The sequence below is a fragment of the Pseudomonas sp. ADAK2 genome (assembly GCF_012935755.1).
Lineage (GTDB): Bacteria > Pseudomonadota > Gammaproteobacteria > Pseudomonadales > Pseudomonadaceae > Aquipseudomonas.
The window spans coordinates 6,967,039-6,992,962 of the sequence record NZ_CP052862.1; the positions used below are offsets into that span (position 1 = coordinate 6,967,039).

A 25,924-nucleotide genomic window follows, 5' to 3' on the forward strand; every position below is an offset into this window, starting at 1 on the left:
CGCCTCGAAGGCCCTTGCCAGGGCCCCTGATTAGCGGGAGCGAGGCCATCATGCCCTTGCTTTTTTGCCTCGTCAAACGTTTTGTAGTGCTTTTTTTCAAGCACTACATCTTTAGTCTAATACGACTCATCAGTCAGTTTTTGGTGCTTTAGTCCAGCGTATCGACTTTCACCCGCAAGGTCATGTCATCCCGGCCCTGAGTAGAGTAGCTGCGGGTTACGCCTTGTTTATCGGCCTGAGTCTGGCGATTCACGCCGGCCAGGGTGATCCATTCGCCCAAGCGCCCCGTGACAGTTGTGTCGGTACTTTGCACATTCACTACATCGGGACGTTCCTGGCTCATGCGGTCACGATTGGTACTGATCGCCAGGTGAACGATGTCGCCGGTGACGCTGGCGGTGACGTAGAACCCCTGGGTGACGTTGCGATACTCGGTCTGGCTTTGCAGTCGGCCGTAAGTGTCGGTCTGCGTGCTGGTCAGCGGCACGCTCTGGCCGACCTGGATCAGCGCCGGTGCGCCTTCGCTTGCCTGCACTTGCTGGATGCCGCCGTCACGGCTGTCGGTGCTGCGATTGATGATGCGGGTCTGGCTCGGCTTGGCACCGTTTACCGAGTAACCCTGGTCGCCCTGGAAGTTGTTTTCGTTGGTGTCGACAGTGATCAACAGGCGCTTGGGTGCGGTGTCGAGTTGGGCAAGAAATGTCTTAAGTTCGTCGATCTTGTCGGGTTCTGCATTGACGATCAGCTGATTGCCATAGGCGCTGACCTGGCCATCCTTGCCGATGAAATTCTGCGCCACCGGCAGCATGTCAGCGCCGGTGCGGTAATTCAGGGGCACGATCTCGGTGGCCGCCATGACCGAAAAACTGCAGGTCAGCAGCAGCGTGGTGAGCAGGGTGCGTAGGGACATGTCCGTTATCTCCGCTTTCTAAAGGCTTGATATTGCCAGTTTGTCGGCCCGGGGTGGGGCAAGTTGAATCGTAGACAGCAAAACGCCCCGGCATCCGAAGAGGGCGGGGCGTCCCGAGAGGTATTCCCACGCGGAGCGTGGGAATGATCAGTGCAGTGTCTCAGGCGGAGTGCCGCACCATGTCCACATGCGGAATCCCGGCTTCCAGGAACTCCTCACTGACCAGGCTGAAACCCAAGCGCTCATAGAACGCCGTGGCCTGCACCTGCGCGCTCAGCTTCTGCTGCTTCAGCCCGCGCTTCTCGGCTTCACCGATCACCGCTTGCATCAGCGCATCGCCAACTTTCAAGCCACGCCAGTCCTTGAGCACTGACACCCGGCCGATGTGCCCATCAGGCAGCAGGCGGGCGGTGCCAATCGGAAAGTCGCCTTCGAAAGCAAGGAAATGCACGGCGGTCGCGTCATCAGCATCCCATTCCAGTTCAGGTGGAACGCATTGCTCGGCAATGAACACCGTCTCACGAATGCGCCGGATCTCGGCGATGTCCTTCTGCCAGTCTGCGACACGAACGTGGATTTTATTCATCAGCAAACCCCAGGCTGCCTTGCTTGACCAGCTCGCACAGCAGACCGCGGCCGTCTTCGTCGTTCAGCCAGTCACCGAGGTTATCGGTGTGCAGGGCGTCGGCGGCGCAGATCAATTTCAGCAGTTCGCGCAGTTTGCCCGGCAGGTAACGGCTCTGGCCGCTGGCGAACAGCAGCAGGTCGTCATCGACTTCGGACCAGGCCATGCGCGCGCTCGGGTTGCGGATCAGTACTGCGCCTTGTTCCAGGCTGGCGAGGAAGTCTTCTTCTTCGACTTCTTCCGGGCCGACCACCAGTTCCGGGTAGCGCGGCTCGGTCATGTACTGGCCGAACCAGGTCAGTAGCAGGCGCTCGTCGCTCATGTGCTCGGCCAGCAAGGCTTTCAGGCGATCAAGGGCGTCGTGCTGAATCTGGTGCGGATCGACGGCCGGCAGGGCATCGGCATCGGTGTAGCGCTCTTCATCGGTCAGGAACTGGCTGAGGAAGTCAGTGAAGTGAGTCAGCACTTCAGAGGCGCTTGGCGCGCGGAAGCCGACCGAGTAGGTCATGCAGTCATCCACCGCAACGCCGCAGTGGGCCAGGCGTGGCGGCAGGTAGAGCATGTCGCCCGGCTCCAGGACCCACTCGTCGGTGGCTTCGAAGTCGGCGAGGATGCGCAGGTCCGCGTGCGGCAGCAGCTTGCTCTCGGAGTCGCACATCTGGCCGATCTTCCAGTTGCGCTTACCGTGGCCTTGCAGCAGGAACACATCGTAGTTATCGAAATGCGGACCAACGCTGCCACCCGGGGCGGCGAAGCTGATCATCACGTCGTCGACGCGCCAGCTCGGCAGGAAACGGAAGTTCTCCAGCAGTTCGCTGACTTCTGGCACGAACTGGTCAACCGCTTGCACCAGCAGGGTCCACTCGGTTTCCGGCAGCTTGCTGAATTCGTCTTCGGCGAACGGGCCACGGCGCATTTCCCAAGGACGCTCGCCATGTTCGATCACCAGGCGCGATTCAACTTCTTCTTCCAGCGCCAGGCCGGCCAGTTCGTCTGGATCGATCGGGCTTTCGAAATCAGGGATCGCCTGGCGGATCAGCAGCGGTTTTTTCTGCCAGTAGTCACGCAGGAATTCGCGCGCCGTGATGCCACCCAGAAGTTGAAGAGGAATATCAGGATTCATGTGTAACCTATTGAAAAAATGCACTTTTCAGACGGGAATAAAAACGCCCGGCGCTGCCGGGCGTCTCAAAAGGGTCAAGCGATCGATCAGATGCGTTTGGCTTGCTCTACAGCGTTGCCGATGTAGTTCGCCGGGGTGAGCAATTTCAGCTCGGCCTTGGCCGCGGCTGGCATGTCCAGGCCGTCGATGAAAGTTTGCAGTGCTTCAGGGCTGATGCCCTTGCCACGGGTCAACTCTTTCAGCTTTTCGTACGGGTTTTCGATGTTGTAGCGGCGCATCACGGTCTGGATTGGCTCGGCCAACACTTCCCAGCACGCGTCGAGGTCAGCAGCGATCTTCTGCGCGTTGAGCTCAAGCTTGCTGATGCCTTTGAGGCTGGCTTCGTACGCGATCACGCTGTGGGCAAAGCCGACACCGAGGTTACGCAGAACGGTGGAGTCGGTCAGGTCGCGCTGCCAGCGGGAGATCGGCAGTTTGCTCGCCAGGTGCTGGAACAATGCGTTGGCGATGCCCAGGTTGCCTTCGGAGTTTTCGAAGTCGATCGGGTTGACCTTGTGCGGCATGGTCGACGAGCCGATTTCGCCAGCGATGGTGCGCTGCTTGAAATAACCCAGGGAGATGTAGCCCCAGATGTCACGGTCGAAGTCGATCAGGATGGTGTTGAAACGCGCGATCGCGTCGAACAGCTCGGCAATGTAGTCGTGCGGTTCGATCTGCGTGGTGTACGGGTTGAAGCCCAGGCCCAGTTCGTCTTCGATGAAGGCGCGGGCGTTTTCTTCCCAGTCGATTTCCGGGTAGGCAGAGATGTGCGCGTTGTAGTTGCCGACGGCACCGTTGATCTTGCCCAGCAGCGGCACGGCAGCGACCTGGGCGATTTGACGCTCCAGACGGTAAACCACGTTCGCCAGCTCTTTGCCTAGGGTGGTCGGGGAGGCCGGTTGACCGTGGGTGCGCGACAGCATTGGCACGTCAGCGAAACGGATCGCCAGTTCACGAATAGCTTCGGCAGTCTGGCGCATCAGCGGCAGCATCACATCATCACGGCCTTCACGCAGCATCAGGGCGTGGGACAGGTTGTTGATGTCCTCGCTGGTGCAGGCAAAGTGGATGAACTCGCTGACCTTGGCCAGCTCCGGCAGCTTGGCCGCCTGCTCTTTGAGCAGGTACTCAATGGCTTTGACGTCGTGGTTGGTGGTGCGCTCGATCTCTTTGACACGCTCGGCGTGCTCCAGAGCGAAGTTGTCCGCCAGGGTGTTGAGCACCGCGTTGGCTTCGGCGGAGAACGCCGGCACTTCGCTGATGCCTGGGTGAGCGGCCAGGCGCTGGAGCCAGCGCACTTCAACCAGAACGCGAGCACGGATAAGGCCGTATTCGCTGAAAATTGGGCGCAGGGCCTGGGTTTTGCCGGCGTAGCGGCCGTCAACAGGGGAAACCGCAGTGAGCGAAGAAAGCTGCATGGGGTGTTCTCGGACAGTCGGGCAACGAAATGGGGCGCGTATCATACATGAAAAAATCCGCCGGTCCGTTGCCAACTGACCGGCGTATTACGCGTTACAGATCTAAAACAGTGTTGCGGGCGCGGTTCAGCTGCTGCGCATCAGCGGGTAAAGCTCTTTCAGCAATTTGCGACGACTGATCACCAACTGCCAGCGATGACCGCCCAACTGCCGCCACAGCCGCGCCGAACGAATCCCGGCCAGCAGCAGCGCGCGGATCTTCGAAGCGTTGCTCGGTTGCTGCAGGTTGCGCATGTCGCCGTGGACCTGAATCCGTTGGCGCAGGGTGCTCAGGGTGTCCTGATATAGCGCACCGCAAGCGGCGATCACGTTTTCGTGGGCCGGGCCAAAGTGCTCGACCTGGGACTGAATCTGCGGCAGGCGCTTGCCGATCACGTCGAGCATGTCGTCGCGCTTGGCCAGTTGCCGTTCCAGACCCAGCATCGCCAGGGCATAACGCAACGGTTCGCGCTGCAAAGTGCTCGGATCGCGTTCCAGGGCGCCGATCAATGCGCGATAGCCTTCGCGCAGGTTGATGTCGTCGCCGCCGTAGACTTCCAGGGTGTCCTTGGGATCGCGGATCAGCAGGCTGCCGAGCATGCAGGTCAGGCCGGCTTCGCTGGTCTGGCCGCTCTTGGCAATCTTGTCCACCAGCACCGCGGCGAGAAACACGCCGCCCAGTGCCGTCAGTTGCTCCTGAGTCGGGCTCATTGTGGCTCGCCTTGAGCAGTGCCTTTGCTGGTCCATGGCTCGGCGATTTCGATCACGCCGCCGCCGAGGCAGATTTCACCGTCATAAAACACCACGGATTGGCCTGGGGTGACCGCGCGTTGCGGGTCATCGAAGGTAGCGCGGTAGCCGGTGGCGGTTTTCTCCAGCGTGCACGGCTGGTCGCCTTGGCGATAACGGACCTTGGCGGTCAAGCGGCGCGGCTGGCTCAGGTCAATCGGGTTGACCCAATAGATGTCCGAAGCGAGCAGGGCGCGGGAGAACAGGTAAGGGTGGTCATTGCCCTGGCCAACGATCAGCTCGTTGTTGACCAGATCCTTGATCAGCACGTACCACGGCTCGTCACTGGCGTCTTTCAAACCGCCGATGCCCAGGCCCTGGCGCTGGCCGATGGTGTGGTACATCAAGCCGTGGTGACGGCCAATGACTTCGCCTTCGGTGGTCTTGATCTCGCCCGGTTGCGCTGGCAGGTATTGCTTGAGGAAGTCGCTGAAGCGGCGCTCGCCGATAAAGCAGATCCCGGTGGAATCCTTTTTCTTCGCGGTCGCCAGTTCGTGTTTCTCGGCAATCGCGCGCACTTCGGGCTTTTCCAGCTCGCCGACCGGGAACAGGGTCTTGGCGATCTGTTCACCGCCGACGGCGTGCAGGAAGTAGCTCTGGTCCTTGTTCGGGTCCAGGCCCTTGAGCAGTTCGGTACGACCATCGACGTCGCGACGACGCACGTAGTGGCCGGTGGCGATCAGGTCGGCACCGAGCATCATCGCGTAGTCGAGGAAGGCCTTGAACTTGATCTCGCGGTTGCACAGGATGTCCGGGTTCGGCGTGCGACCGGCCTTGTATTCGGCCAGGAAGTGCTCGAACACGTTGTCCCAGTACTCGGCGGCGAAGTTGGCGGTGTGCAACTTGATGCCAATTTTGTCGCACACGGCCTGCGCATCCGCCAAGTCATCCATGGCGGTGCAATATTCCGTTCCATCGTCTTCTTCCCAGTTCTTCATGAACAGGCCTTCCACCTCATAACCCTGCTCGATCAGCAGGAGAGCGGAAACGGAAGAGTCCACGCCGCCGGACATGCCGACAATGACGCGCTTCTTTTGTATGTCAGAAGGGGCTGGATCACGCATAGGGATTCAATGTGTGTCTTGAAAAAGGACGCGATTCTAACAGGCCGAAGCCCGCAAGGCTAAAGAGAAGGGCGGATCAGTTCGAGACCGAAGTGTTTACCGTCCAGATAATCATCGATGCAGCGGATGATCAGCTCACTGCGCCAGTTTGCGCGCTGTTCCATGAGTTCGCCACGGGTCAGCCATTTGGCGCCGAGGATGCCGTCGTCCAGTTGATAGCCGGGGTGGTGTTTGATTGCCTTGGCGATGAAGCAGACCCGTTGATAGGTCACGCCGTTGCTCGGGGCGGTGTAGAGGTAAATCCCCACCACGCCGGTCGGCTCGACGTCCCAGCCGGTCTCCTCGAGGGTTTCGCGCACGGCGGCTTCGATCAGGGTTTCATCCGGGTCGAGATGACCGGCGGGCTGATTGAGCACCGCTCGTCCGCCCTTGGATTCTTCGACCATCAGGAAGCGGCCATTGTCTTCGACGATGGTGGCGACGGTGATGTGGGGTAGCCAGGTCATGAAAATACCTCGTGTGGTCTGTAGCAGCTGCCGAACCTGCGAGGCTGCGTTCGGCTGCGAAGCAGTCGTAAACCCTATGCTCGCGGTCAGTCTGAAACACCGCAGGGCCTGATTCTACGACGGCTTCGCCGCCGAACGCAGCCTCGCAGGCTCGGCAGCTGCTACGAGAGTGCGCATGGCACAAACAGAAACCCCGGCGCAAGGCCGGGGCTTCTTTGCATCCTTACAACCTTAAACCAACGCAGCAATCGCCGCGTTGAAGGTGTTGCTCGGGCGCATGGCCTTGCTGATCAGCTCGGCATTGGCGTGGTAGTAACCGCCGATGTCCACTGGCTTGCCCTGAACGGCGTTGAGCTCGGCAACGATGGTTGCTTCGTTCTCGGTCAGGGTTTTTGCCAACTGGCCAAACTGCGCTTGCAGTGCAGTATCTTCGCTCTGGGCGGCCAGGGCTTGAGCCCAGTACAGCGCCAGGTAGAAGTGGCTGCCGCGGTTGTCGATGTTGCCGACTTTACGCGATGGCGATTTGTTGTTGTCCAGGAACTGGCCGGTGGCCTGGTCCAGGGTCTTGGCCAGAACCAGCGCTTTAGGGTTGTTGTAAGTAACACCCAGATGCTCAAGGGAGGCGGCCAGGGCCAGGAATTCGCCCAGGGAATCCCAGCGCAGGAAGTTTTCTTCCAGCAACTGCTGAACGTGCTTCGGTGCCGAACCGCCGGCGCCGGTTTCGAACAGACCACCGCCATTCATCAGCGGCACGATCGACAGCATCTTGGCGCTGGTACCCAGTTCCATGATCGGGAACAGGTCGGTCAGGTAGTCGCGCAGTACGTTGCCGGTCACCGAGATGGTGTCCTTGCCTTCGCGAGTGCGGTCCAGGGTGAACTTCATCGCGTCGACAGGCGACATGATGCGGATATCCAGGCCGGACGTGTCGTGATCCTTCAGGTAAGCCTGAACTTTCTCGATCACTACGCCGTCGTGGGCGCGCATCGGGTCCAGCCAGAAGATCGCTGGCGTGGCGCTTGCGCGAGCACGGTTGACGGCCAGTTTGACCCAGTCCTGGATCGGCGCGTCTTTGGTCTGGCACATGCGGAAGATGTCGCCGGCTTCAACGTTCTGTTCCAGCAGGGTGCGACCTGCGCCATCGGAAACCCGAACCACGCCGTTGCTCTTGATCTGGAAGGTCTTGTCGTGGGAGCCGTACTCTTCGGCTTTCTTCGCCATCAGGCCAACGTTTGGCACGCTGCCCATGGTGGTTGGATCGAAAGCGCCGTTGACCTTGCAGTCTTCGATGACCGCTTGGTAGATGGTGGCGTAGCAGCGATCCGGGATCACAGCCTTGGTGTCGTGCAACTGACCGTCAGTGCCCCACATCTTGCCGGAGTCACGGATCATCGCCGGCATCGAGGCGTCGACGATAACGTCGCTCGGCACGTGCAGGTTGGTGATGCCTTTGTCGGAGTTGACCATGGCCAACGACGGACGAACGGCGTAGACCGCCTGGATGTCCGCTTCGATCTGCGCTTGTTGCTCGGCCGGCAAAGCCTTGATGCGAGCGTACAGGTCGCCGATGCCGTTGTTCAGGTTGAAGCCGATCTGCGCCAGCACGTCAGCGTGCTTGGCCAGTGCGTCTTTATAGAACTCGGCAACGATCTGGCCGAACATGATCGGGTCGGAGACCTTCATCATGGTGGCTTTCAAGTGAACCGACAGCAGCACGCCTTTGGCTTTGGCGTCTTCGATCTCGGCAGCGATGAAGCTGCGCAGGGCGTTTTTGCTCAGTACCGCGCAATCGAGGATCTCACCGGCTTGCACGGTGGTCTTTGCTTTCAGGACGGTGGTGGTGCCGTCTTGGGCGATCAGTTCGATTTTAACGGCGTCAGCGGCGTCGATCAGGGCAGCTTTTTCGCTGCCGTAGAAATCGCCGGTGCTCATGTGCGCGACGTGGGACTTGGAGTCCGCAGCCCAGGCGCCCATTTTGTGCGGGTGCTTGCGTGCGTAGTTCTTGACCGACAGCGGGGCGCGGCGATCGGAGTTGCCTTCGCGCAGGACCGGGTTCACGGCGCTGCCCTTGATCTTGTCGTAACGCGACTTGGCTTCTTTGTCGGCGTCAGTGGTCACGGTTTCCGGGTAGTCCGGCAGCGCGAAGCCCTGGGCTTGCAGCTCTTTGATGGCTGCTTGCAACTGAGGAACCGAGGCGCTGATGTTCGGCAGCTTGATGATGTTGGCTTCAGGCGTAACGGCCAGGTCGCCCAGTTCGGCGAGGTGGTCGGCTACGGCTTTGTCACCCAATTGCTCGGGGAAGCTGGCCAGGATGCGCCCTGCAAGAGAGATATCGCGGGTTTCCACGGCGATATCAGCGGAGGCGGTGAAGGCCTCTACGATAGGCAACAGTGAATAGGTGGCGAGGGCTGGGGCTTCGTCGGTGAAGGTATAGATGATCTTCGAGCGGGTGGGCATATTCGGATTAACTCTCTTCTTTGCTAAAGCGTGCGCAGAAAACTCGAGGGGCGCCGGGTAAGCGCGTTCGTTCAAAGTCATCCATGAGCCGAATGTCGAGGTTTCTTCGCGGTGATGTTGGGTGCATCAGTCGAGCGTCAAGCGGGTGGGCTGCGGTAACAGCCCGGCTTCAATCTGGCTGAAAGTCTCGTAATAGAGAGCTTGGCCTTTGTGACCCTTCGGTCAGCGGCGGCATTATACATAGGTAGCTGGCAATCTGCCGATGGTTCATATGCAACGATTCTCGTCCATTGGTCTAAAGGTCGCAGGGCAGTGGGCGGCGTAGAGTCTTGCACCGTGCTTGAGTTTGGCGCTTTTCCCTTTGCTTTCAGGCTTGTAGATCGCGAACTGCACAGCTTTGCGGCAGATGGGTGGAACATAGGGTTTGCGCGCCGATTTAACTGGGGTACGCTCGAACGAAGCCAGATGTTCAATCCAAACAATGGAGTTCAGCATGGGATACAAGAAGATTCAGGTTCCAGCAGTCGGCGACAAAATCACCGTCAACGCGGACCATTCTCTCAATGTTCCTAACAACCCGATCATCCCCTTCATCGAAGGCGATGGTATTGGCGTTGATATCAGCCCGGTCATGATCAAGGTTGTCGATGCTGCTGTTAAGAAGGCTTACGGCGGCGAGCGCAAAATTTCCTGGATGGAAGTCTACGCCGGGGAAAAAGCGACTCAGGTTTACGACCAGGACACCTGGCTACCTCAGGAAACCCTGGACGCAGTCAAGGATTACGTGGTTTCCATCAAGGGCCCTCTGACCACCCCGGTCGGCGGCGGCATCCGTTCGCTGAACGTGGCCCTGCGTCAACAACTCGATCTTTACGTCTGCCTGCGCCCGGTGCGCTGGTTCGAAGGCGTGCCGAGCCCGGTCAAGAAGCCAGGCGACGTCGACATGACGATCTTCCGTGAGAACTCGGAAGACATCTACGCCGGCATCGAGTGGAAGGCCGGTTCGCCGGAAGCGACCAAGGTCATCAAGTTCCTTAAAGATGAAATGGGCGTTACCAAGATCCGTTTCGACGAAAACTGCGGTATCGGCATCAAGCCGGTTTCGCTGCAAGGCACCAAGCGTCTGGCACGCAAGGCTCTGCAGTATGTGGTCGACAACGATCGCGATTCGCTGACCATCGTGCACAAAGGCAACATCATGAAGTTCACCGAAGGTGCCTTCAAGGAATGGGCCTACGAAGTGGCGGCTGAAGAGTTCGGCGCGACCCTGCTCGACGGCGGTCCGTGGATGCAGTTCAAGAACCCGAAAACCGGCAAGAACGTCATCGTCAAGGATGCCATCGCCGACGCCATGCTCCAGCAGATCCTGCTGCGTCCGGCCGAGTACGATGTGATCGCGACCCTTAACCTGAACGGCGACTACCTCTCCGACGCCCTGGCGGCCGAAGTGGGCGGTATCGGTATCGCGCCGGGTGCCAACCTGTCCGACACCATCGCCATGTTTGAAGCGACCCACGGGACTGCGCCGAAATACGCCGGCAAGGACCAGGTCAATCCGGGTTCCTTGATTCTGTCCGCCGAGATGATGCTGCGTCACATGGGCTGGACCGAAGCGGCTGACCTGATCATCAAGGGCACCAACGGCGCGATTTCCGCCAAGACCGTCACCTATGACTTCCACCGCTTGATGGAAGGCGCGAAACTGCTGTCTTCTTCGGCGTTTGGTGATGCGCTGATCTCGCATATGTAAGAAGCGAGCCAGCATTAAAAAAACCGCCTTCGGGCGGTTTTTTAATAACTGGATGACCGGTTTCGTCAGCTCGAAACCGTTTCTGATTGAGCAGTGGGCGTGGCCGGTGCGGTCTCAACAGCTGCAGACGTAATCTTCACCGCGTGCAGGCCTTTGGGGCCCTGGACGATATCGAAGTTGACGGCTTGCCCGGCCTTGAGGGTCTTGTATCCGTCCATTTCGATGGCCGAATAGTGGGCAAAAAAGTCGATAAATTTGCCGTCCTCGTCCTTGCCTTCACGGGCGTCGGTGTTGATGAAGCCGAACCCCTTGGCATTGTTGAACCACTTGACCTTGCCGACTGCCATGCTCATATCCCTCTGCAACAGACTCCATCACTGGAGTATCATCCAGTACATCCGCAGTCGGATCTCACAAATAAGATTGACTCCGCGGACCTTTTTTACCCACTGTGGGCTCTATTGGTTGTAACACCGTTTTCCCGATAGTCAAGGTGACCGGGCAGTCGGAGTTGAAATCGTTGATAGCCGCCCCCACCACTGTATTTGCACAACTGACGAACCTTTCTTTCCATGCATGCAATCAGCCAGATTCGACTAACATTCAATCAGGATCGCCCGACTCTCCAAAAGGATCGCCCGGAGGAACACGACGACGATTCCGCAGGCATTGCTGTTCAGGAGGCCAAGCCTGCTTTACAGGCGCCGCCGATGTACAAGGTGGTTTTGTTTAATGATGACTACACACCGATGGATTTCGTCGTCGAAGTGCTCGAGGTGTTTTTTAACCTGAATCGCGAGCTGGCGACCAAGGTCATGCTGGCCGTCCACACAGAAGGACGGGCAGTATGTGGAGTGTTTACCCGCGACATCGCCGAGACGAAGGCCATGCAGGTCAACCAGTACGCCAGGGAAAGCCAGCATCCGCTACTCTGTGAAATCGAGAAGGACGGTTAATCGCCGACCACTTGGGTATGAGGTGAAGCTATGTTAAACCGCGAGCTCGAAGTCACCCTCAATTTAGCCTTCAAGGAGGCTCGTTCGAAACGTCATGAATTCATGACCGTCGAACATCTCCTGTTGGCCCTATTGGACAATGAGGCTGCCGCCACCGTTTTGCGTGCCTGCGGCGCAAACCTCGACAAACTCAAGCATGACCTGCAGGAGTTCATCGACTCCACCACGCCGCTGATCCCCGTGCATGACGAGGATCGCGAGACCCAACCCACCCTGGGCTTCCAGCGTGTTCTGCAGCGTGCTGTCTTTCACGTACAGAGCTCGGGCAAACGCGAAGTGACTGGCGCTAACGTGCTGGTCGCCATCTTCAGTGAGCAAGAAAGCCAGGCAGTGTTCCTGCTGAAACAGCAGAGCGTTGCACGCATTGATGTCGTCAACTACATCGCCCATGGCATTTCCAAAGTACCGGGGCACGGCGATCACTCTGAAGGTGAGCAAGATATGCAGGACGACGAGGGCGGTGAGTCTTCTTCTTCAGGCAATCCTCTGGATGCTTATGCCAGCAACCTCAACGAACTCGCGCGCCAGGGTCGCATCGATCCGCTGGTAGGCCGTGAGATGGAAGTCGAGCGTGTCGCGCAGATCCTGGCGCGTCGTCGCAAAAACAATCCGCTGCTGGTGGGCGAGGCGGGCGTGGGTAAAACCGCGATTGCCGAAGGCCTGGCCAAGCGCATTGTCGACAACCAGGTGCCGGACCTGTTGGCCAATAGTGTCGTTTACTCCCTTGACCTCGGCGCCTTGCTGGCCGGGACCAAATACCGTGGTGATTTCGAGAAGCGCTTCAAGGCGTTGCTCAATGAACTGAAAAAACGTCCGCAGGCGATCCTGTTCATCGACGAAATCCACACCATCATTGGTGCGGGTGCCGCGTCCGGTGGCGTCATGGATGCCTCGAACCTGCTCAAGCCATTGCTGTCGTCCGGCGATATCCGCTGCATCGGCTCGACCACGTTCCAGGAGTTCCGCGGAATCTTCGAGAAGGATCGTGCCCTGGCACGGCGCTTCCAGAAGGTCGATGTGTCCGAGCCTTCGGTCGAAGACACCATCAGCATCCTGCGCGGCCTGAAAGGGCGTTTCGAGACCCACCACGGCATCGAGTACAGCGATGAAGCGTTGCGTGCGGCGGCTGAGCTGGCCTCACGCTACATCAATGACCGGCACATGCCGGACAAGGCCATCGACGTTATCGACGAGGCGGGTGCCTACCAGCGCCTGCAACCGATCGAGAAACGCGTGAAACGCATCGAAGTGCCTCAGGTCGAGGACATCGTGGCGAAAATCGCGCGGATTCCGCCTAAGCACGTCACCAGTTCCGACAAGGAGCTGCTGCGTAACCTTGAGCGCGACCTGAAGCTGACGGTATTTGGCCAGGATGCCGCAATCGACTCGTTGTCGACTGCGATCAAACTGTCCCGTGCCGGCCTCAAGTCGCCTGACAAGCCTGTCGGTTCGTTCCTGTTCGCCGGTCCTACCGGTGTCGGTAAAACCGAAGCGGCGCGTCAGTTGGCGAAGGCGTTGGGCATCGAGCTGGTTCGTTTCGACATGTCCGAGTACATGGAGCGCCACACCGTATCGCGTCTGATCGGTGCGCCTCCAGGCTACGTCGGGTTCGATCAGGGCGGTCTGCTGACCGAAGCCATCACCAAGCAGCCTCACTGCGTGCTGTTGCTCGATGAAATCGAGAAGGCGCATCCGGAAGTCTTCAACCTGCTGCTGCAGGTCATGGACCACGGTACGCTGACCGATAACAACGGGCGCAAGGCGGACTTCCGTAACGTGATCGTCATCATGACGACCAACGCCGGTGCCGAAACCGCAGCCCGCGCTTCGATCGGTTTCACCCATCAGGACCACTCGTCCGATGCGATGGAAGTGATCAAGAAGAGCTTCACGCCCGAGTTCCGCAACCGTCTGGACACCATTATCCAGTTTGGTCGCCTCAGTCATGAGGTCATCAAAAGCGTGGTGGACAAGTTCCTTACCGAGCTTCAGGCGCAGCTGGAAGACAAGCGCGTGCAGCTGGAAGTGACCGACGCCGCGCGCAGCTGGCTGGCGGCGGGTGGCTACGACTCGGCCATGGGCGCTCGACCAATGGCGCGTTTGATCCAGGACAAGATCAAGCGTCCACTGGCCGAAGAGATCCTCTTTGGCGAACTGGCCGACCATGGTGGTGTGGTTCACATCGACCTGAAGGACGGCGAGCTGACCTTCGAGTTCGAGACCACGGCAGAAATGGCCTGACGTTAATCGTAACAAAGCAAAAGGCGCCGAAAGGCGCCTTTTTGCTGTCTGGTGTGATCGTTCCCACGCAGAGCGTGGGAACGATCAATCGCGGCGGATGGTAAATCCCGCGCACACAAAAACGCCCGGCATAACCGGGCGTTTTGTATTGACTTGATTAACGAGCGCGGTAAGTGATGCGCCCTTTGCTCAAGTCATAGGGCGTCAGCTCGACGCGCACTTTGTCGCCGGTAAGAATACGAATGTAGTTCTTGCGCATCTTGCCGGAAATATGCGCGGTTACGACGTGCCCATTTTCCAACTCCACACGAAACATGGTGTTGGGCAGGGTGTCGACGACAGTGCCTTCCATTTCGAAGCTGTCTTCTTTCGACATGCAGTAAAGCCCTCGGTATCCAATGAATGGCCCGGTGCAACTGCGCCAGGCAAAAGCGGCGTGCATTGTGCCCGAAAAATGGGGTTTACGCCAAGCGGTTTACGGATTGCCTTAGTTCAAGACAACCCAGCGCTGATTAATCAGCAGTTCGATGGGGCGATACTGGGTCTTGTAGTTCATCTTTTTGCAGTTTTTTATCCAGTAGCCGAGGTAAACCGCTTCCAGTCCCAACCGCTGGGCCTCGGCGATTTGCCAGAGGATGGCGTAGCGCCCGAGGCTGCGATGGTCCTCGGCGGGCTCGTAGAAGGTGTAGACCGCCGACAGGCCGTTGGGCAGCAAGTCGGTTACCGCCACGGCCACCAGCCGGCCGTCGAGACGAAATTCGTAGAATCGGGAAAACGGCAGGTCACGCACCAGGAACGTCGAAAACTGATCGCGACTCGGCGGGTACATGTCGCCATCGGCATGACGCTGTTCGATGTAGCGCTGATAGAGATCGAAATACTCTTCGCTGAATTTCGGCCGGGCCGGGCGCACCTGCACATCGGCGTTACGCTTGAAAATACGCTTTTGCTGACGGTTGGGCGAAAACTGCGCCACGGGAATGCGCGCCGGTACGCACGCATTGCAATTCTGGCAATGGGGCCGGTAGAGATGATCGCCGCTGCGACGAAAACCCATTTCCGACAGGTCTGCGTAGACATGCACATCCATGGGCTGGCTAGGATCGAGAAACAGGGTGGTGGCCTGCTCCTCGGGCAGATAACTGCAAGAGTGGGGCTGAGTGGCATAAAACTTCAAGCGCGCCAACTCGGTCATGATCAACCCTCGGGATAAGCGTTTGCATTAAGTGTAAGCCACGCGCGCAAAAGTCGCTCAGCAAACCCAGGTGCCATGGCTGGGTTGATCCAAATGTCGCGCCAGGTAACCGGCGAACTCTCTGCGAGGGATCGCCCGAGCGCCAAGGCTATGCAAATGGTCAGTCGGCATCTGGCAATCGATCAGCACAAAACCCGAGTCTTTCAGATGTCGCACCAATGTGGCAAAGCCATATTTGGAAGCGTTGTCGGCGCGGCTGAACATTGATTCGCCGAAGAACAGCTGCCCCATGGCCAGGCCGTACAGGCCGCCGACCAGCTCGCCCTGGTCCCAGACCTCGACCGAATGCGCATAGCCACGCCGGTGCAGCTCCAGATAGGCGTCCTGCATGGCTTCGGTGATCCAGGTGCCGTCAGCGTATTCCCGTGGTGCGGCGCAGGCGCCGATGACTGCGGCAAAATCCTGATCGAAGGTCACTTGATAACGCTGTTGGCGCAGCAGTTTGCTCAGGCTGCGGGACACGTGCAGTTCGTCGGGAAACAAAACCGTACGCGGATCCGGCGACCACCAGAGAATCGGCTGGCCTTCGGAGAACCAGGGAAAGCAACCGTGGCGATAGGCCTGGATCAGTCGGTCGGCGGACAGGTCACCGCCTGCTGCCAACAACCCGTTGGGATCGCGCATGGCTTTTTCCAGGGGCGGAAAAGTCAGGGTGTTGCGTTGTAACCAAGTCAGCATGGCATCCGGGCTTGCAGAAGGGGAGGGCAGTGGCGGGTTTGTCGGTCCGCCGTGAATTGGAACGTCAAACGGTTGGAATATCGTCGAGATATTTCTCGGCGTCCAGCGCAGCCATGCAACCAGCACCGGCGGAGGTGACGGCCTGGCGGTAAACGTGATCGGCCACGTCACCGGCCGCGAACACACCTGGTATCTCAGTGGCGGTGGCATCGCCTTCGTTGCCGCCCTTGACCAGCAGATAGCCGTCACGCATGGCCAGTTGGCCCTGGAACAGATCGGTGTTGGGCTTGTGACCGATGGCGATGAACACGCCGGCCAGCGGTAATTCGCTCGTCTCGCCGGAATGGCTGTCGCGCAGGCGGGCGCCGGTCACGCCGCTGGCATCGCCCAGCACTTCATCGAGGTTCTGGTTCCAGTGCAGGCGAATATTGCCGTTGGTAGCTTTCTCGAACAGCTTGTCCTGGAGGATTTTCTCCGAGCGCAGCTTGTCGCGCCGATGCACCAGATGGACTTCCTTGGCGATGTTCGACAGGTACAGCGCTTCTTCAACCGCGGTGTTGCCGCCGCCGACCACGGCGACCACCTGATTGCGATAGAAGAAACCGTCGCACGTCGCGCAGGCCGAAACCCCTTTGCCGGCAAAGGCTTCTTCCGAGGGCAGGCCCAGGTACTGCGCCGAGGCGCCGGTGGCGATAATCAGGGCGTCGCAGGTGTACATGCCGCTGTCGCCGATGAGTTCGAAAGGGCGCTGCTGCAACTTGGCGGTGTGGATGTGGTCGTAAACGATCTCTGTGTCAAAGCGCTCGGCGTGTTTTTGCATGCGTTCCATCAGCGCCGGGCCGGTGAGGCCTTCGACGTCGCCGGGCCAGTTGTCGACTTCGACGGTGGTGGTGAGCTGGCCACCTGCCTGTATCCCGGTAATGACCACGGGTTTGAGGTTGGCGCGAGCGGCATAAACGGCGGCGCTGTAACCCGCAGGGCCGGAACCCAGAATGATCAGGCGTGAATGCTTGGCTTCGCTCATAAAAACACCTCATAAGCCTTTGTCACAAAAGAGAATGCGTGCTCAAATTGAACCGTGTGTCATGTGCTTTTGGCTATGCTACACCCAAGGGCCGCAAGCATGGCATCGGGCGAACAAACCCGTACAATGCCTGCTTGTAACAGCGCTTGTATTAAAAAAGCAGTGCCTGCCCTGTTTTGAAACACCGGGGTGCAGTGTTAAAAGTAGTCCCAGTTGCACCAGTTAACTTTTTTACCTGCCTGGATTGGGCAGTTTTTATAGTCATTCAACAGATGGACGCGCCATAGGCGCAGGAAAAGTAGCGTTTTGAAGAAATCCACCGCAGCACCCAAACCAGCCGTCGTTCCGCTCTGGCGCCAGCATCTGCACTACCGACTCAAGGAAGGTGCGTTGATCGCCATCGGCGCCTTGTGCCTGTTCCTGATGATGGCCTTGCTGACCTATGGCAAGGACGATCCGGGCTGGAGCCACAACAGCAAGATCGACGATGTGCAGAACTTCGGCGGGCCGGCCGGCTCCTACAGCGCCGATATCCTGTTCATGGTGCTGGGTTACTTCGCCTACATCTTCCCGTTATTGCTGGCGATCAAGGCCTATCAGATCTTCCGCCAACGCCACGAACCATGGCAGTGGAGCGGCTGGCTGTTCTCCTGGCGCCTGATCGGCCTGGTGTTCCTGGTGCTGTCGGGCGCGGCCCTGGCCCATATCCATTTCCATGCGGCGACCGGTCTGCCGGCCGGCGCTGGCGGCGCGTTGGGCGAAAGCCTCGGCGACCTGGCCCGCAATGCCCTGAACATTCAGGGCAGCACGCTGCTGTTTATCGCCTTGTTCCTGTTCGGCCTGACGGTGTTCACCGACCTGTCGTGGTTCAAGGTGATGGACGTCACCGGCAAAATTACCCTCGACCTGCTCGAACTGATCCAGGGCGCCGCCAATCGCTGGTGGGCAGCACGGGTCGAGCGCAAACAGCTGGTCGCGCAGTTGCGTGAAGTCGATGATCGCGTGCATGACGTGGTCGCCCCGACGGTCACCGACAAGCGCGAGCAGGCCAAGGTCAAGGAACGCCTGATCGAGCGCGAGCAGGCCCTGAGCAAGCACATGTCGGACCGCGAGAAGCAGGTGCCGCCAGTGATTGCGCCAGCGCCGCCGAAACCGGCAGCGCCGAGCAAGCGCGTGGAAAAAGAGAAGCAGGCGCCGTTGTTCGTCGACAGCGCCGTCGAAGGCACCTTGCCGCCGATCTCGATCCTCGACCCGGCCGAAAAGAAACAACTCAATTATTCCCCGGAGTCGCTGGCAGCCGTCGGCCACTTGCTGGAAATCAAGCTCAAGGAATTCGGCGTCGAAGTCTCGGTGGATTCGATTCACCCCGGCCCGGTCATTACCCGTTACGAAATCCAGCCGGCCGCAGGCGTCAAGGTCAGCCGAATTTCCAACCTGGCGAAAGACCTGGCACGTTCCCTGGCCGTGACCAGCGTGCGGGTGGTGGAAGTGATTCCGGGCAAGACCACCGTCGGTATCGAGATTCCTAACGAAGACCGCCAGATCGTGCGCTTCTCCGAAGTGCTGTCGACCCCGGAATACGATAACTTCAAGTCCCCGGTGACCCTGGCCCTGGGCCACGACATCGGTGGCAAGCCGGTCATCACCGACCTGGCGAAAATGCCGCACTTGCTGGTGGCCGGTACAACCGGTTCCGGTAAGTCGGTGGGTGTGAACGCGATGATCCTGTCGATCCTGTTCAAGTCTGGCCCGGAAGACGCCAAGCTGATCATGATCGACCCGAAGATGCTTGAACTGTCGATCTACGAAGGCATTCCGCATCTGCTCTGCCCAGTGGTCACCGACATGAAGGACGCGGCCAATGCTCTGCGCTGGAGCGTGGCGGAGATGGAGCGTCGCTACAAACTGATGGCGAAGATGGGCGTGCGTAACCTGTCGGGCTTCAACGCCAAGGTCAAGGAAGCCCAGGACGCCGGTACGCCGTTGACCGATCCTTTGTACAAGCGCGAAAGCATTCACGATGAAGCACCGTTGCTGACCAAGCTGCCGACCATCGTCGTGGTCGTCGACGAATTCGCCGACATGATGATGATCGTCGGCAAGAAGGTTGAAGAACTGATTGCCCGTATCGCCCAGAAGGCCCGTGCCGCCGGTATCCACTTGATCCTCGCGACCCAGCGTCCTTCGGTTGACGTGATCACCGGCCTGATCAAGGCCAACATTCCGACCCGCATGGCGTTCCAGGTGTCGAGCAAGATCGATTCCCGGACCATCATCGACCAGGGCGGCGCCGAGCAACTGCTGGGCCACGGTGACATGCTCTACATGCCGCCGGGCACCAGCCTGCCTATTCGGGTTCACGGCGCGTTCGTGTCCGATGACGAGGTGCACCGGGTGGTTGAAGCCTGGAAGCTGCGTGGCGCACCGGAATACAACGATGACATCCTCGCCGGTGTTGAAGAGGCCGGTAGCGGTTTCGACGGCGGCAGTGGTGGTGGCGATGAAGACAGCGAATCCGACGCGCTCTACGACGAAGCCGTGCAGTTCGTGCTGGAAAGCCGTCGTGCGTCCATCTCGGCGGTCCAGCGCAAGCTGAAAATCGGCTACAACCGCGCCGCGCGCATGATCGAAGCCATGGAAATGGCTGGGGTCGTGACGTCCATGAACACCAACGGTTCGCGTGAAGTTCTGGCCCCAGGCCCGGTACGCGACTGAGTTGAAGTAAAAAGGGTGGTGCAGTGACGCGCCACCCGAACCCCACGAATATTCAAGAGGACTCCCATGCGTCTTATCCGCATGCTGTTGCTGCCGGTACTGGCTTTGACCACACTTTCCGCCCACGCCGACGACAAGGACGTGGCGCGCCTGACCCAATTGCTGGAAACATCCAAGACCCTGACCGCGCGGTTCTCGCAGCTGACCCTCGATGGTGGCGGCACCCAGTTGCAGGAAACTGCGGGTGAAATGTCGCTGCAGCGTCCAGGCCTGTTCTACTGGCACACCGATGCGCCGGCGGAGCAAGTCGTGATCTCTGATGGCAAGAAAGTAACCCTGTGGGACCCGGACTTGCAGCAGGCCACCATCAAGACCCTCGACCTGCGCCTGAGCCAGACCCCGGCCCTGTTGCTGTCCGGTGACGTGTCCAAGATCAAAGAGAGCTTCGACATCAGCGCCAAGGAAGCTGGCGGCGTGATCGACTTCACCCTGAAGCCGAAAAGCAAGGACACCCTGTTCGACAGCCTGCGCCTGTCGTTCCGCAACGGCCTGGTCAATGACATGCAAATGATCGACAGCGTCGGCCAGCGCACCAACCTCTTGTTCACCGGCGTGAAGGCCAATGAGCCGATCCCGGCGTCCAAGTTCAAGTTCGACATCCCGAAGGGTGCCGATGTGATCCAGGAATAAGAGGTTTCAACCGTACGTGATGGACCTGTTTCGCAGTGCCCCGATTGCTCAACCCTTGGCCGCCCGCTTGCGTGCGGCCAATCTGGATGAGTACGTCGGTCAGGAACACCTGCTCGCTCGCGGCAAGCCTTTGCGCGAAGCCCTGGAGCAGGGTGCCCTGCATTCGATGATCTTCTGGGGCCCGCCGGGGGTGGGTAAAACCACCTTGGCGCGGCTGTTGGCGGAAGTCTCGGATGCGCATTTCGAAACGGTGTCGGCGGTACTGGCTGGGGTGAAGGAAATCCGTCAGGCGGTGGAAATCGCCAAGCAGCAGGCCGGGCAGTACGGTCGACGGACCATTCTGTTCGTCGATGAAGTGCACCGCTTCAACAAATCCCAGCAGGATGCCTTCCTGCCGTACGTTGAAGACGGCACGCTGATTTTCATCGGCGCGACCACCGAAAACCCATCCTTCGAACTCAACAACGCCTTGCTCTCCCGGGCGCGCGTCTACGTGCTCAAAAGCCTCGATGAAGCGGCCCTGCGCAAACTGGTGCATCGCGCGCTGACTGAAGAGCGGGGCCTGGGCAAGCGGCAACTGACCCTCAGCGATGAAGGCTTCCAGATGCTGCTGTCCGCCGCCGATGGTGATGGCCGACGTTTGCTCAACCTGTTGGAAAACGCCTCGGACCTGGCCGAAGACGACAGCGAGATCGGCATCGATCTGCTGCAAAGTTTGCTCGGCGACACCCGTCGGCGTTTCGACAAGGGCGGCGAAGCGTTCTACGACCAGATTTCCGCACTGCATAAATCGGTGCGCGGTTCCAACCCCGACGGCGCGCTGTACTGGTTTGCGCGCATGATCGATGGCGGTTGCGATCCGCTGTACCTGGCCCGGCGCGTGGTGCGCATGGCCAGCGAAGACATCGGCAACGCCGACCCCCGCGCCCTCAGCTTGTGCCTCGCAGCGTGGGAAGTGCAGGAACGGCTCGGCAGCCCCGAAGGCGAATTGGCGGTGGCCCAGGCCATCACCTACCTGGCCTGCGCGCCGAAAAGCAACGCGGTGTACATGGGCTTCAAAGCCGCGATGCGCAGCGCCACCGAACACGGTTCGCTCGAAGTACCGCTGCACCTGCGTAACGCACCGACCAAGCTGATGAAGCAATTGGGTTATGGCGATGAATACCGTTATGCCCATGATGAGCCGGATGCTTACGCTGCTGGCGAAGACTACTTCCCGGAAGAGCTCGAGCCACAACCGTTCTATCAGCCGGTGCCGCGAGGCCTGGAGTTGAAAATCGGCGAGAAGCTCAACCACCTCGCCCAACTTGATCGTCTGAGCCCCCGGCAGCGGAGAAAATAGTGCTTCCCTTGATCGTTGCAGTTTCCATCGGCGGGATCGCCGGCACGCTGTTGCGCTTTGCTACCGGTAACTGGATCAACGCTAATTGGCCGCGGCACTTCTATACCGCGACGCTGGCCGTTAATATCGTCGGCTGTTTGCTGATCGGCGTTTTATACGGTCTGTTTTTGATACGCCCGGAGGTGCCGATCGAGGTGCGCGCCGGGTTGATGGTCGGCTTCCTCGGGGGGCTGACGACTTTTTCATCCTTTTCACTGGATACGGTGCGCCTGCTCGAAAGCGGGCAAGTGCCGCTGGCCCTGGGCTATGCTGCGATCAGCGTATTCGGCGGGCTGCTCGCCACCTGGGCTGGCCTGTCCTTGACCAAACTTTGATAACGAGAGACCGACATGCTCGATTCCAAACTGTTACGTAGCAACCTTCAGGACGTAGCGGACCGCCTGGCATCCCGTGGCTTTGTACTGGATGTTGCGCGCATCGAAGCGCTGGAAGAACAGCGCAAGACCGTCCAGACCCGCACCGAAGCACTGCAGGCTGAACGTAATGCGCGTTCCAAATCCATCGGCCAGGCCAAGCAGCGCGGCGAAGACATCGCGCCGTTGATGGCTGACGTCGAGCGCATGGCGAACGAATTGAGCGCCGGCAAGGTTGAACTGGACCAGATCCAGACCGACCTGGATTCGATCCTGCTTGGCATCCCGAACCTGCCCCACGAATCCGTACCGATTGGCGCCGATGAAGACGGCAACGTCGAAGTGCGCCGCTGGGGCACCCCGACTGCGTTCGATTTCCCGATTCAGGACCACGTGGCCCTGGGCGAGAAGTTCGGCTGGTTGGACTTTGAAACCGCCGCCAAGCTGTCCGGCGCGCGTTTCGCTCTGCTGCGCGGCCCGATTGCGCGTCTGCACCGTGCCCTGGCGCAGTTCATGATCAACCTGCACACCAGCGAACACGGTTACGAAGAGGCTTACACGCCTTACTTGGTACAAGCTCCGGCCCTGCAAGGCACCGGTCAATTGCCGAAGTTCGAAGAAGACCTGTTCAAGATCACCCGCGAAGGCGAAGCCGATCTGTACCTGATCCCGACCGCCGAAGTGTCGCTGACCAACATCGTTGCCGGTGAAATCGTCGATTCGAAACTGCTGCCAATCAAGTTCGTCGCCCACACCCCGTGCTTCCGCAGCGAAGCCGGCGCGTCGGGCCGTGACACTCGCGGCATGATTCGCCAGCACCAGTTCGACAAAGTTGAAATGGTCCAGATCGTTGAGCCATCGACCTCGATGGAGGCGCTGGAAGGCCTGACCGCCAACGCCGAGAAAGTCCTGCAATTGCTGGAGCTGCCTTACCGCACCCTGGCGCTGTGCACCGGCGACATGGGCTTCAGCGCCGTGAAGACTTACGACCTGGAAGTGTGGATCCCGAGCCAGGACAAGTACCGCGAGATTTCGTCGTGCTCCAACTGCGGCGATTTCCAGGCCCGTCGGATGCAAGCACGTTTCCGCAACCCGGAAACCGGCAAGCCTGAACTGGTGCACACCCTGAACGGTTCCGGCCTGGCGGTCGGTCGTACTCTGGTGGCCGTGCTGGAAAACTACCAGCAGGCCGACGGTTCGATCCGTGTGCCTGAGGTATTGAAGCCGTACATGGGTGGCCTCGAGGTCATCGGCTAAATGGATTATCTGCCGCTGTTTCATAACATGCGCGGCAGTCGTGTGTTGGTCGTCGGCGGCGGGGAAATTGCCTTGCGCAAATCCCGCCTGCTGGCCGAAGCCGGTGCGCTGCTGCGGGTGGTCGCACCTGAAATCGAAGCGCAACTGCGTGAATTGGTGGTCGGTAGCGGTGGCGAGTGCCTGTCGCGTGGCTACGTCGAAGCGGACCTGGACGGTTGCGGGCTGATCATTGCCGCCACCGACGATCAACCGCTGAACGCGCAAGTGTCCGCCGATGCCCATCGGCGCTGCGTGCCGGTCAACGTGGTGGATGCGCCGGCCCTGTGCAGCGTGATCTTTCCGGCGATTGTCGACCGTTCGCCGCTGATCGTTGCCATCTCCAGCGGCGGCGATGCGCCGGTGCTGGCGCGGCTGATCCGGGCCAAAATCGAAACCTGGATTCCTTCCACCTACGGTCAACTGGCCGGTCTGGCGGCGCGTTTTCGCACGCAGGTCAAAAACCTGCTTCCGGATGTGCAGCAGCGTCGGTCGTTCTGGGAGGATGTGTTCCAGGGCCCGATTGCTGACCGGCAACTGGCCGGGCAGGGCGCTGAAGCCGAGCGCTTGCTGCTGGCGAAAATCGCGGGTGAGCCGCCGACAAAAACCGGCGAGGTGTATTTGGTCGGCGCAGGCCCCGGTGATCCGGACCTGCTGACTTTCCGCGCCTTGCGCCTGATGCAGCAAGCCGATGTGGTGTTGTACGACCGCTTGGTGGCGCCGGCGATCCTGGATCTGTGCCGTCGTGATGCCGAGCGTGTTTATGTCGGTAAACGTCGTGCCGATCACGCCGTACCGCAGGATCAGATCAATAAGCAGTTGGTGGATCTGGCCAAGGCTGGCAAACGTGTGGTGCGGTTGAAGGGCGGCGATCCGTTCATCTTCGGCCGTGGCGGTGAAGAGATCGAAGAACTGGCGGCCCATGGCATTCCGTTCCAGGTCGTGCCGGGTATTACCGCAGCCAGTGGTTGCGCGGCGTATGCCGGGATTCCGCTGACTCACCGCGATTACGCGCAGTCGGTGCGGTTCGTCACCGGGCACCTGAAGGACGGTTCCACCGATTTGCCGTGGGCCGACCTGGTCGCCCCGGCGCAAACCCTGGTGTTTTACATGGGCCTGGTGGGCTTGCCGATCATCTGCGAGCAATTGATCAAGCACGGTCGCGGCGCAGATACCCCGGCGGCGTTGATCCAGCAGGGCACCACGGTCAATCAGCGGGTGTTTACCGGTACGTTGGCCGATCTTCCACGCCTGGTGGCGGAGCATGAAGTGCATGCGCCGACGCTGGTGATCGTTGGGGAAGTGGTGCAACTGCGCGAGAAACTGGCGTGGTTTGAAGGGGCTCAGGCGCAGGTCTGAACACCCGGTAACTGACCGTTCCCACGCTCCGCGTGGGAATACCGCCAGGGACGCTCCGCGTTCCGCTTTGGATGTGACGCAGAGCGTCACGGGATGCATTCCCACGCGGAGCATGGGAACGATCATCTGTCAGGCGTTACGCCAAACCCCTTTCCCACTCAACCGCGCCCGATCATGGGGCGCGTTGAAATCCTGTTTCGGTCCTTTCGGCACAATCCCCGTTGGATTAATGGTCTTGTGGCTGCCGTAGTAGTGGTGCTTGATGTGCTCAAAACTCACCGTCTCGGCAATCCCCGGCCACTGATACATCTCCCGCAGCCAGTTCGACAGATTCGGATAATCGGCAATCCGCCGCAGGTTGCACTTGAAGTGCCCGTAGTACACCGCATCAAAGCGAATCAGCGTGGTGAACAGCCGAATGTCCGCTTCCGTCAGGTATTCACCGACCAAATAACGGTTCTCGCCTAACAGCAACTCCAGTCGATCCAGTTCGGCAAACACCTCATCGAACGCCTCTTCATAGGCCTTCTGCGACGTGGCAAACCCGGCGCGGTACACGCCGTTGTTAACGGCTGGATAAATCCGTTCGTTCAGCGCATCGATTTCCCCGCGCAGTGGCGCCGGGTAGAAATCCAGGTCATTGCCCGTCAGGTCATCAAACGCGCTGTTGAACATGCGGATTATCTCCGCCGATTCATTGTTGACGATGCGCTGCTGCTGTTTGTCCCACAACACCGGCACGGTGACGCGGCCGGTGTAGTCGGCGGTATCGGCGGTATAGCGCTGGTGCATGAATTTGAAGTGATCGAGTTTGTCGCCGGTCGAGCCCAGGCTCTGATCGAAGGTCCAGCCGTTTTCCAGCATCAACCAACTGACCACCGAGACGTCGATCAGCTTTTCCAAGCCTTTGAGTTTGCGCAGGATCAGTGTGCGGTGAGCCCACGGGCAGGCGAGCGACACATAGAGGTGATAGCGCCCGGCCTCGGCGGCAAAGCCACCGACACCGGTTGGGCCCGGTTGGCCATCAGCGGTCAGCCAATTGCGGCGCTGCGCCTGTTCGCGCTGGAACGCGCCGTCCTTGCTGCTTTCGTACCACTGGTCGTGCCACTGGCCTTCAACTAACAAACCCATATTCAAGACTCCTCAACCGATAAGCGTTGGAGCCGAGTCTATGCGCA

23 protein-coding genes are annotated in these 25,924 nt (G+C 59.6%); 9 read left to right on the plus strand and 14 right to left on the minus strand.

All coding sequences use genetic code 11. The features are described from left to right. Window positions 1-148: 148 nt before the first annotated feature. The 8 genes from HKK52_RS31780 to HKK52_RS31815 all read right to left on the minus strand — a co-directional run bounded on the left by HKK52_RS31780 (window position 149) and on the right by HKK52_RS31815 (window position 8,970). The gene (locus HKK52_RS31780; protein ID WP_169374030.1) at window positions 149-910 is read right to left on the minus strand and encodes a secretin N-terminal domain-containing protein; all 762 of its coding nucleotides are present in this window, start codon (window positions 908-910) and stop codon (window positions 149-151) included. Between the two features lie 160 nt (window positions 911-1,070). Continuing rightward, on the minus strand, window positions 1,071-1,496 hold the full coding sequence (locus HKK52_RS31785; RefSeq protein WP_169374031.1) for a GNAT family N-acetyltransferase: 426 nt from the start codon (window positions 1,494-1,496) through the stop codon (window positions 1,071-1,073). Beyond that, complete coding sequence (locus tag HKK52_RS31790; protein WP_095128996.1) at window positions 1,489-2,658, minus strand: ribosomal protein uL16 3-hydroxylase; 1,170 nt, start codon at window positions 2,656-2,658, stop codon at window positions 1,489-1,491. Before HKK52_RS31790 ends, HKK52_RS31785 begins: the two co-directional genes overlap by 8 nt. An 86-nt stretch (window positions 2,659-2,744) precedes the next feature. Next, the gene (purB, locus tag HKK52_RS31795) at window positions 2,745-4,115 is read right to left on the minus strand and encodes an adenylosuccinate lyase (protein ID WP_054614119.1); all 1,371 of its coding nucleotides are present in this window, start codon (window positions 4,113-4,115) and stop codon (window positions 2,745-2,747) included. Window positions 4,116-4,241: 126 nt separating this feature from the next. After that, window positions 4,242-4,865, minus strand: coding sequence for a high frequency lysogenization protein HflD (gene hflD, locus HKK52_RS31800; RefSeq protein ID WP_169374032.1), 624 nt, complete (start codon window positions 4,863-4,865; stop codon window positions 4,242-4,244). Then, window positions 4,862-6,007 carry a tRNA 2-thiouridine(34) synthase MnmA gene (mnmA, locus tag HKK52_RS31805; protein WP_169374033.1) on the minus strand — a complete coding sequence of 382 codons (1,146 nt, stop codon included), beginning with the start codon at window positions 6,005-6,007 and terminating at the stop codon, window positions 4,862-4,864. The genes hflD and mnmA overlap by 4 nt, the downstream gene beginning before the upstream one ends. Before the next feature lie 59 nt (window positions 6,008-6,066). Next, on the minus strand, window positions 6,067-6,513 hold the full coding sequence (locus tag HKK52_RS31810) for an NUDIX hydrolase (protein WP_169374034.1): 447 nt from the start codon (window positions 6,511-6,513) through the stop codon (window positions 6,067-6,069). A gap of 231 nt (window positions 6,514-6,744) precedes the next feature. Further along, entirely contained in the window at window positions 6,745-8,970 is a 2,226-nt protein-coding gene (locus HKK52_RS31815; protein WP_169374035.1) for an NADP-dependent isocitrate dehydrogenase, read from the minus strand. A 493-nt stretch (window positions 8,971-9,463) separates the two neighbouring features. Between HKK52_RS31815 and icd the strand changes: the two genes are divergently transcribed. After that, window positions 9,464-10,720, plus strand: coding sequence for an NADP-dependent isocitrate dehydrogenase (gene icd, locus HKK52_RS31820; protein ID WP_010458895.1), 1,257 nt, complete (start codon window positions 9,464-9,466; stop codon window positions 10,718-10,720). A 65-nt stretch (window positions 10,721-10,785) separates the two neighbouring features. Here the strand turns inward: icd and HKK52_RS31825 are convergent, their stop codons facing one another. Then, window positions 10,786-11,067 (minus strand): cold shock domain-containing protein, encoded by a 282-nt coding sequence (locus HKK52_RS31825; protein ID WP_169374036.1) that lies wholly within the window; start codon window positions 11,065-11,067, stop codon window positions 10,786-10,788. Between the two features lie 225 nt (window positions 11,068-11,292). Between HKK52_RS31825 and clpS the strand changes: the two genes are divergently transcribed. Next, window positions 11,293-11,676 (plus strand): ATP-dependent Clp protease adapter ClpS, encoded by a 384-nt coding sequence (clpS, locus tag HKK52_RS31830; RefSeq protein WP_020799529.1) that lies wholly within the window; start codon window positions 11,293-11,295, stop codon window positions 11,674-11,676. 30 nt (window positions 11,677-11,706) lie between these two features. Continuing rightward, window positions 11,707-13,977 (plus strand): ATP-dependent Clp protease ATP-binding subunit ClpA, encoded by a 2,271-nt coding sequence (clpA, locus tag HKK52_RS31835; protein ID WP_054053653.1) that lies wholly within the window; start codon window positions 11,707-11,709, stop codon window positions 13,975-13,977. A gap of 157 nt (window positions 13,978-14,134) precedes the next feature. On the opposite strand, the gene infA is transcribed toward clpA, so the two are convergent. The 4 genes from infA to trxB all read right to left on the minus strand — a co-directional run bounded on the left by infA (window position 14,135) and on the right by trxB (window position 16,934). Continuing rightward, complete coding sequence (gene infA / locus HKK52_RS31840; protein WP_002553999.1) at window positions 14,135-14,353, minus strand: translation initiation factor IF-1; 219 nt, start codon at window positions 14,351-14,353, stop codon at window positions 14,135-14,137. Between the two features lie 111 nt (window positions 14,354-14,464). Then, window positions 14,465-15,172 carry an arginyltransferase gene (locus tag HKK52_RS31845; protein WP_169374037.1) on the minus strand — a complete coding sequence of 236 codons (708 nt, stop codon included), beginning with the start codon at window positions 15,170-15,172 and terminating at the stop codon, window positions 14,465-14,467. Between the two features lie 57 nt (window positions 15,173-15,229). Then, a complete protein-coding gene (gene aat, locus HKK52_RS31850; RefSeq protein WP_169374038.1) occupies window positions 15,230-15,910 on the minus strand; it encodes a leucyl/phenylalanyl-tRNA--protein transferase in 681 nt (226 codons plus the stop codon). Between the two features lie 64 nt (window positions 15,911-15,974). Then, entirely contained in the window at window positions 15,975-16,934 is a 960-nt protein-coding gene (gene trxB / locus HKK52_RS31855; RefSeq protein ID WP_169374039.1) for a thioredoxin-disulfide reductase, read from the minus strand. A 306-nt stretch (window positions 16,935-17,240) separates the two neighbouring features. On the opposite strand from trxB, the gene ftsK reads away from it, so the two are divergent. From ftsK to cysG, 6 genes are all read left to right on the plus strand, one after another. Next, window positions 17,241-19,649 carry a DNA translocase FtsK gene (gene ftsK / locus HKK52_RS31860; protein WP_169374040.1) on the plus strand — a complete coding sequence of 803 codons (2,409 nt, stop codon included), beginning with the start codon at window positions 17,241-17,243 and terminating at the stop codon, window positions 19,647-19,649. Window positions 19,650-19,715: 66 nt separating this feature from the next. Beyond that, window positions 19,716-20,339, plus strand: a complete 624-nt coding sequence (gene lolA / locus HKK52_RS31865; protein ID WP_169374041.1) for an outer membrane lipoprotein chaperone LolA — start codon at window positions 19,716-19,718, stop codon at window positions 20,337-20,339. Between the two features lie 19 nt (window positions 20,340-20,358). Continuing rightward, window positions 20,359-21,681 (plus strand): replication-associated recombination protein A, encoded by a 1,323-nt coding sequence (locus HKK52_RS31870; protein ID WP_169374323.1) that lies wholly within the window; start codon window positions 20,359-20,361, stop codon window positions 21,679-21,681. Continuing rightward, the gene (gene crcB / locus HKK52_RS31875; RefSeq protein ID WP_169374042.1) at window positions 21,681-22,055 is read left to right on the plus strand and encodes a fluoride efflux transporter CrcB; all 375 of its coding nucleotides are present in this window, start codon (window positions 21,681-21,683) and stop codon (window positions 22,053-22,055) included. The genes HKK52_RS31870 and crcB overlap by 1 nt, the downstream gene beginning before the upstream one ends. A 15-nt stretch (window positions 22,056-22,070) precedes the next feature. Then, the gene (gene serS, locus HKK52_RS31880) at window positions 22,071-23,351 is read left to right on the plus strand and encodes a serine--tRNA ligase (protein WP_169374043.1); all 1,281 of its coding nucleotides are present in this window, start codon (window positions 22,071-22,073) and stop codon (window positions 23,349-23,351) included. After that, a complete protein-coding gene (gene cysG / locus HKK52_RS31885; RefSeq protein ID WP_169374044.1) occupies window positions 23,352-24,746 on the plus strand; it encodes a siroheme synthase CysG in 1,395 nt (464 codons plus the stop codon). It abuts the gene before it with no gap. A gap of 129 nt (window positions 24,747-24,875) precedes the next feature. Here the strand turns inward: cysG and HKK52_RS31890 are convergent, their stop codons facing one another. Next, on the minus strand, window positions 24,876-25,877 hold the full coding sequence (locus tag HKK52_RS31890) for a glutathione S-transferase family protein (protein ID WP_169374045.1): 1,002 nt from the start codon (window positions 25,875-25,877) through the stop codon (window positions 24,876-24,878). Window positions 25,878-25,924 lie beyond the last annotated feature (47 nt).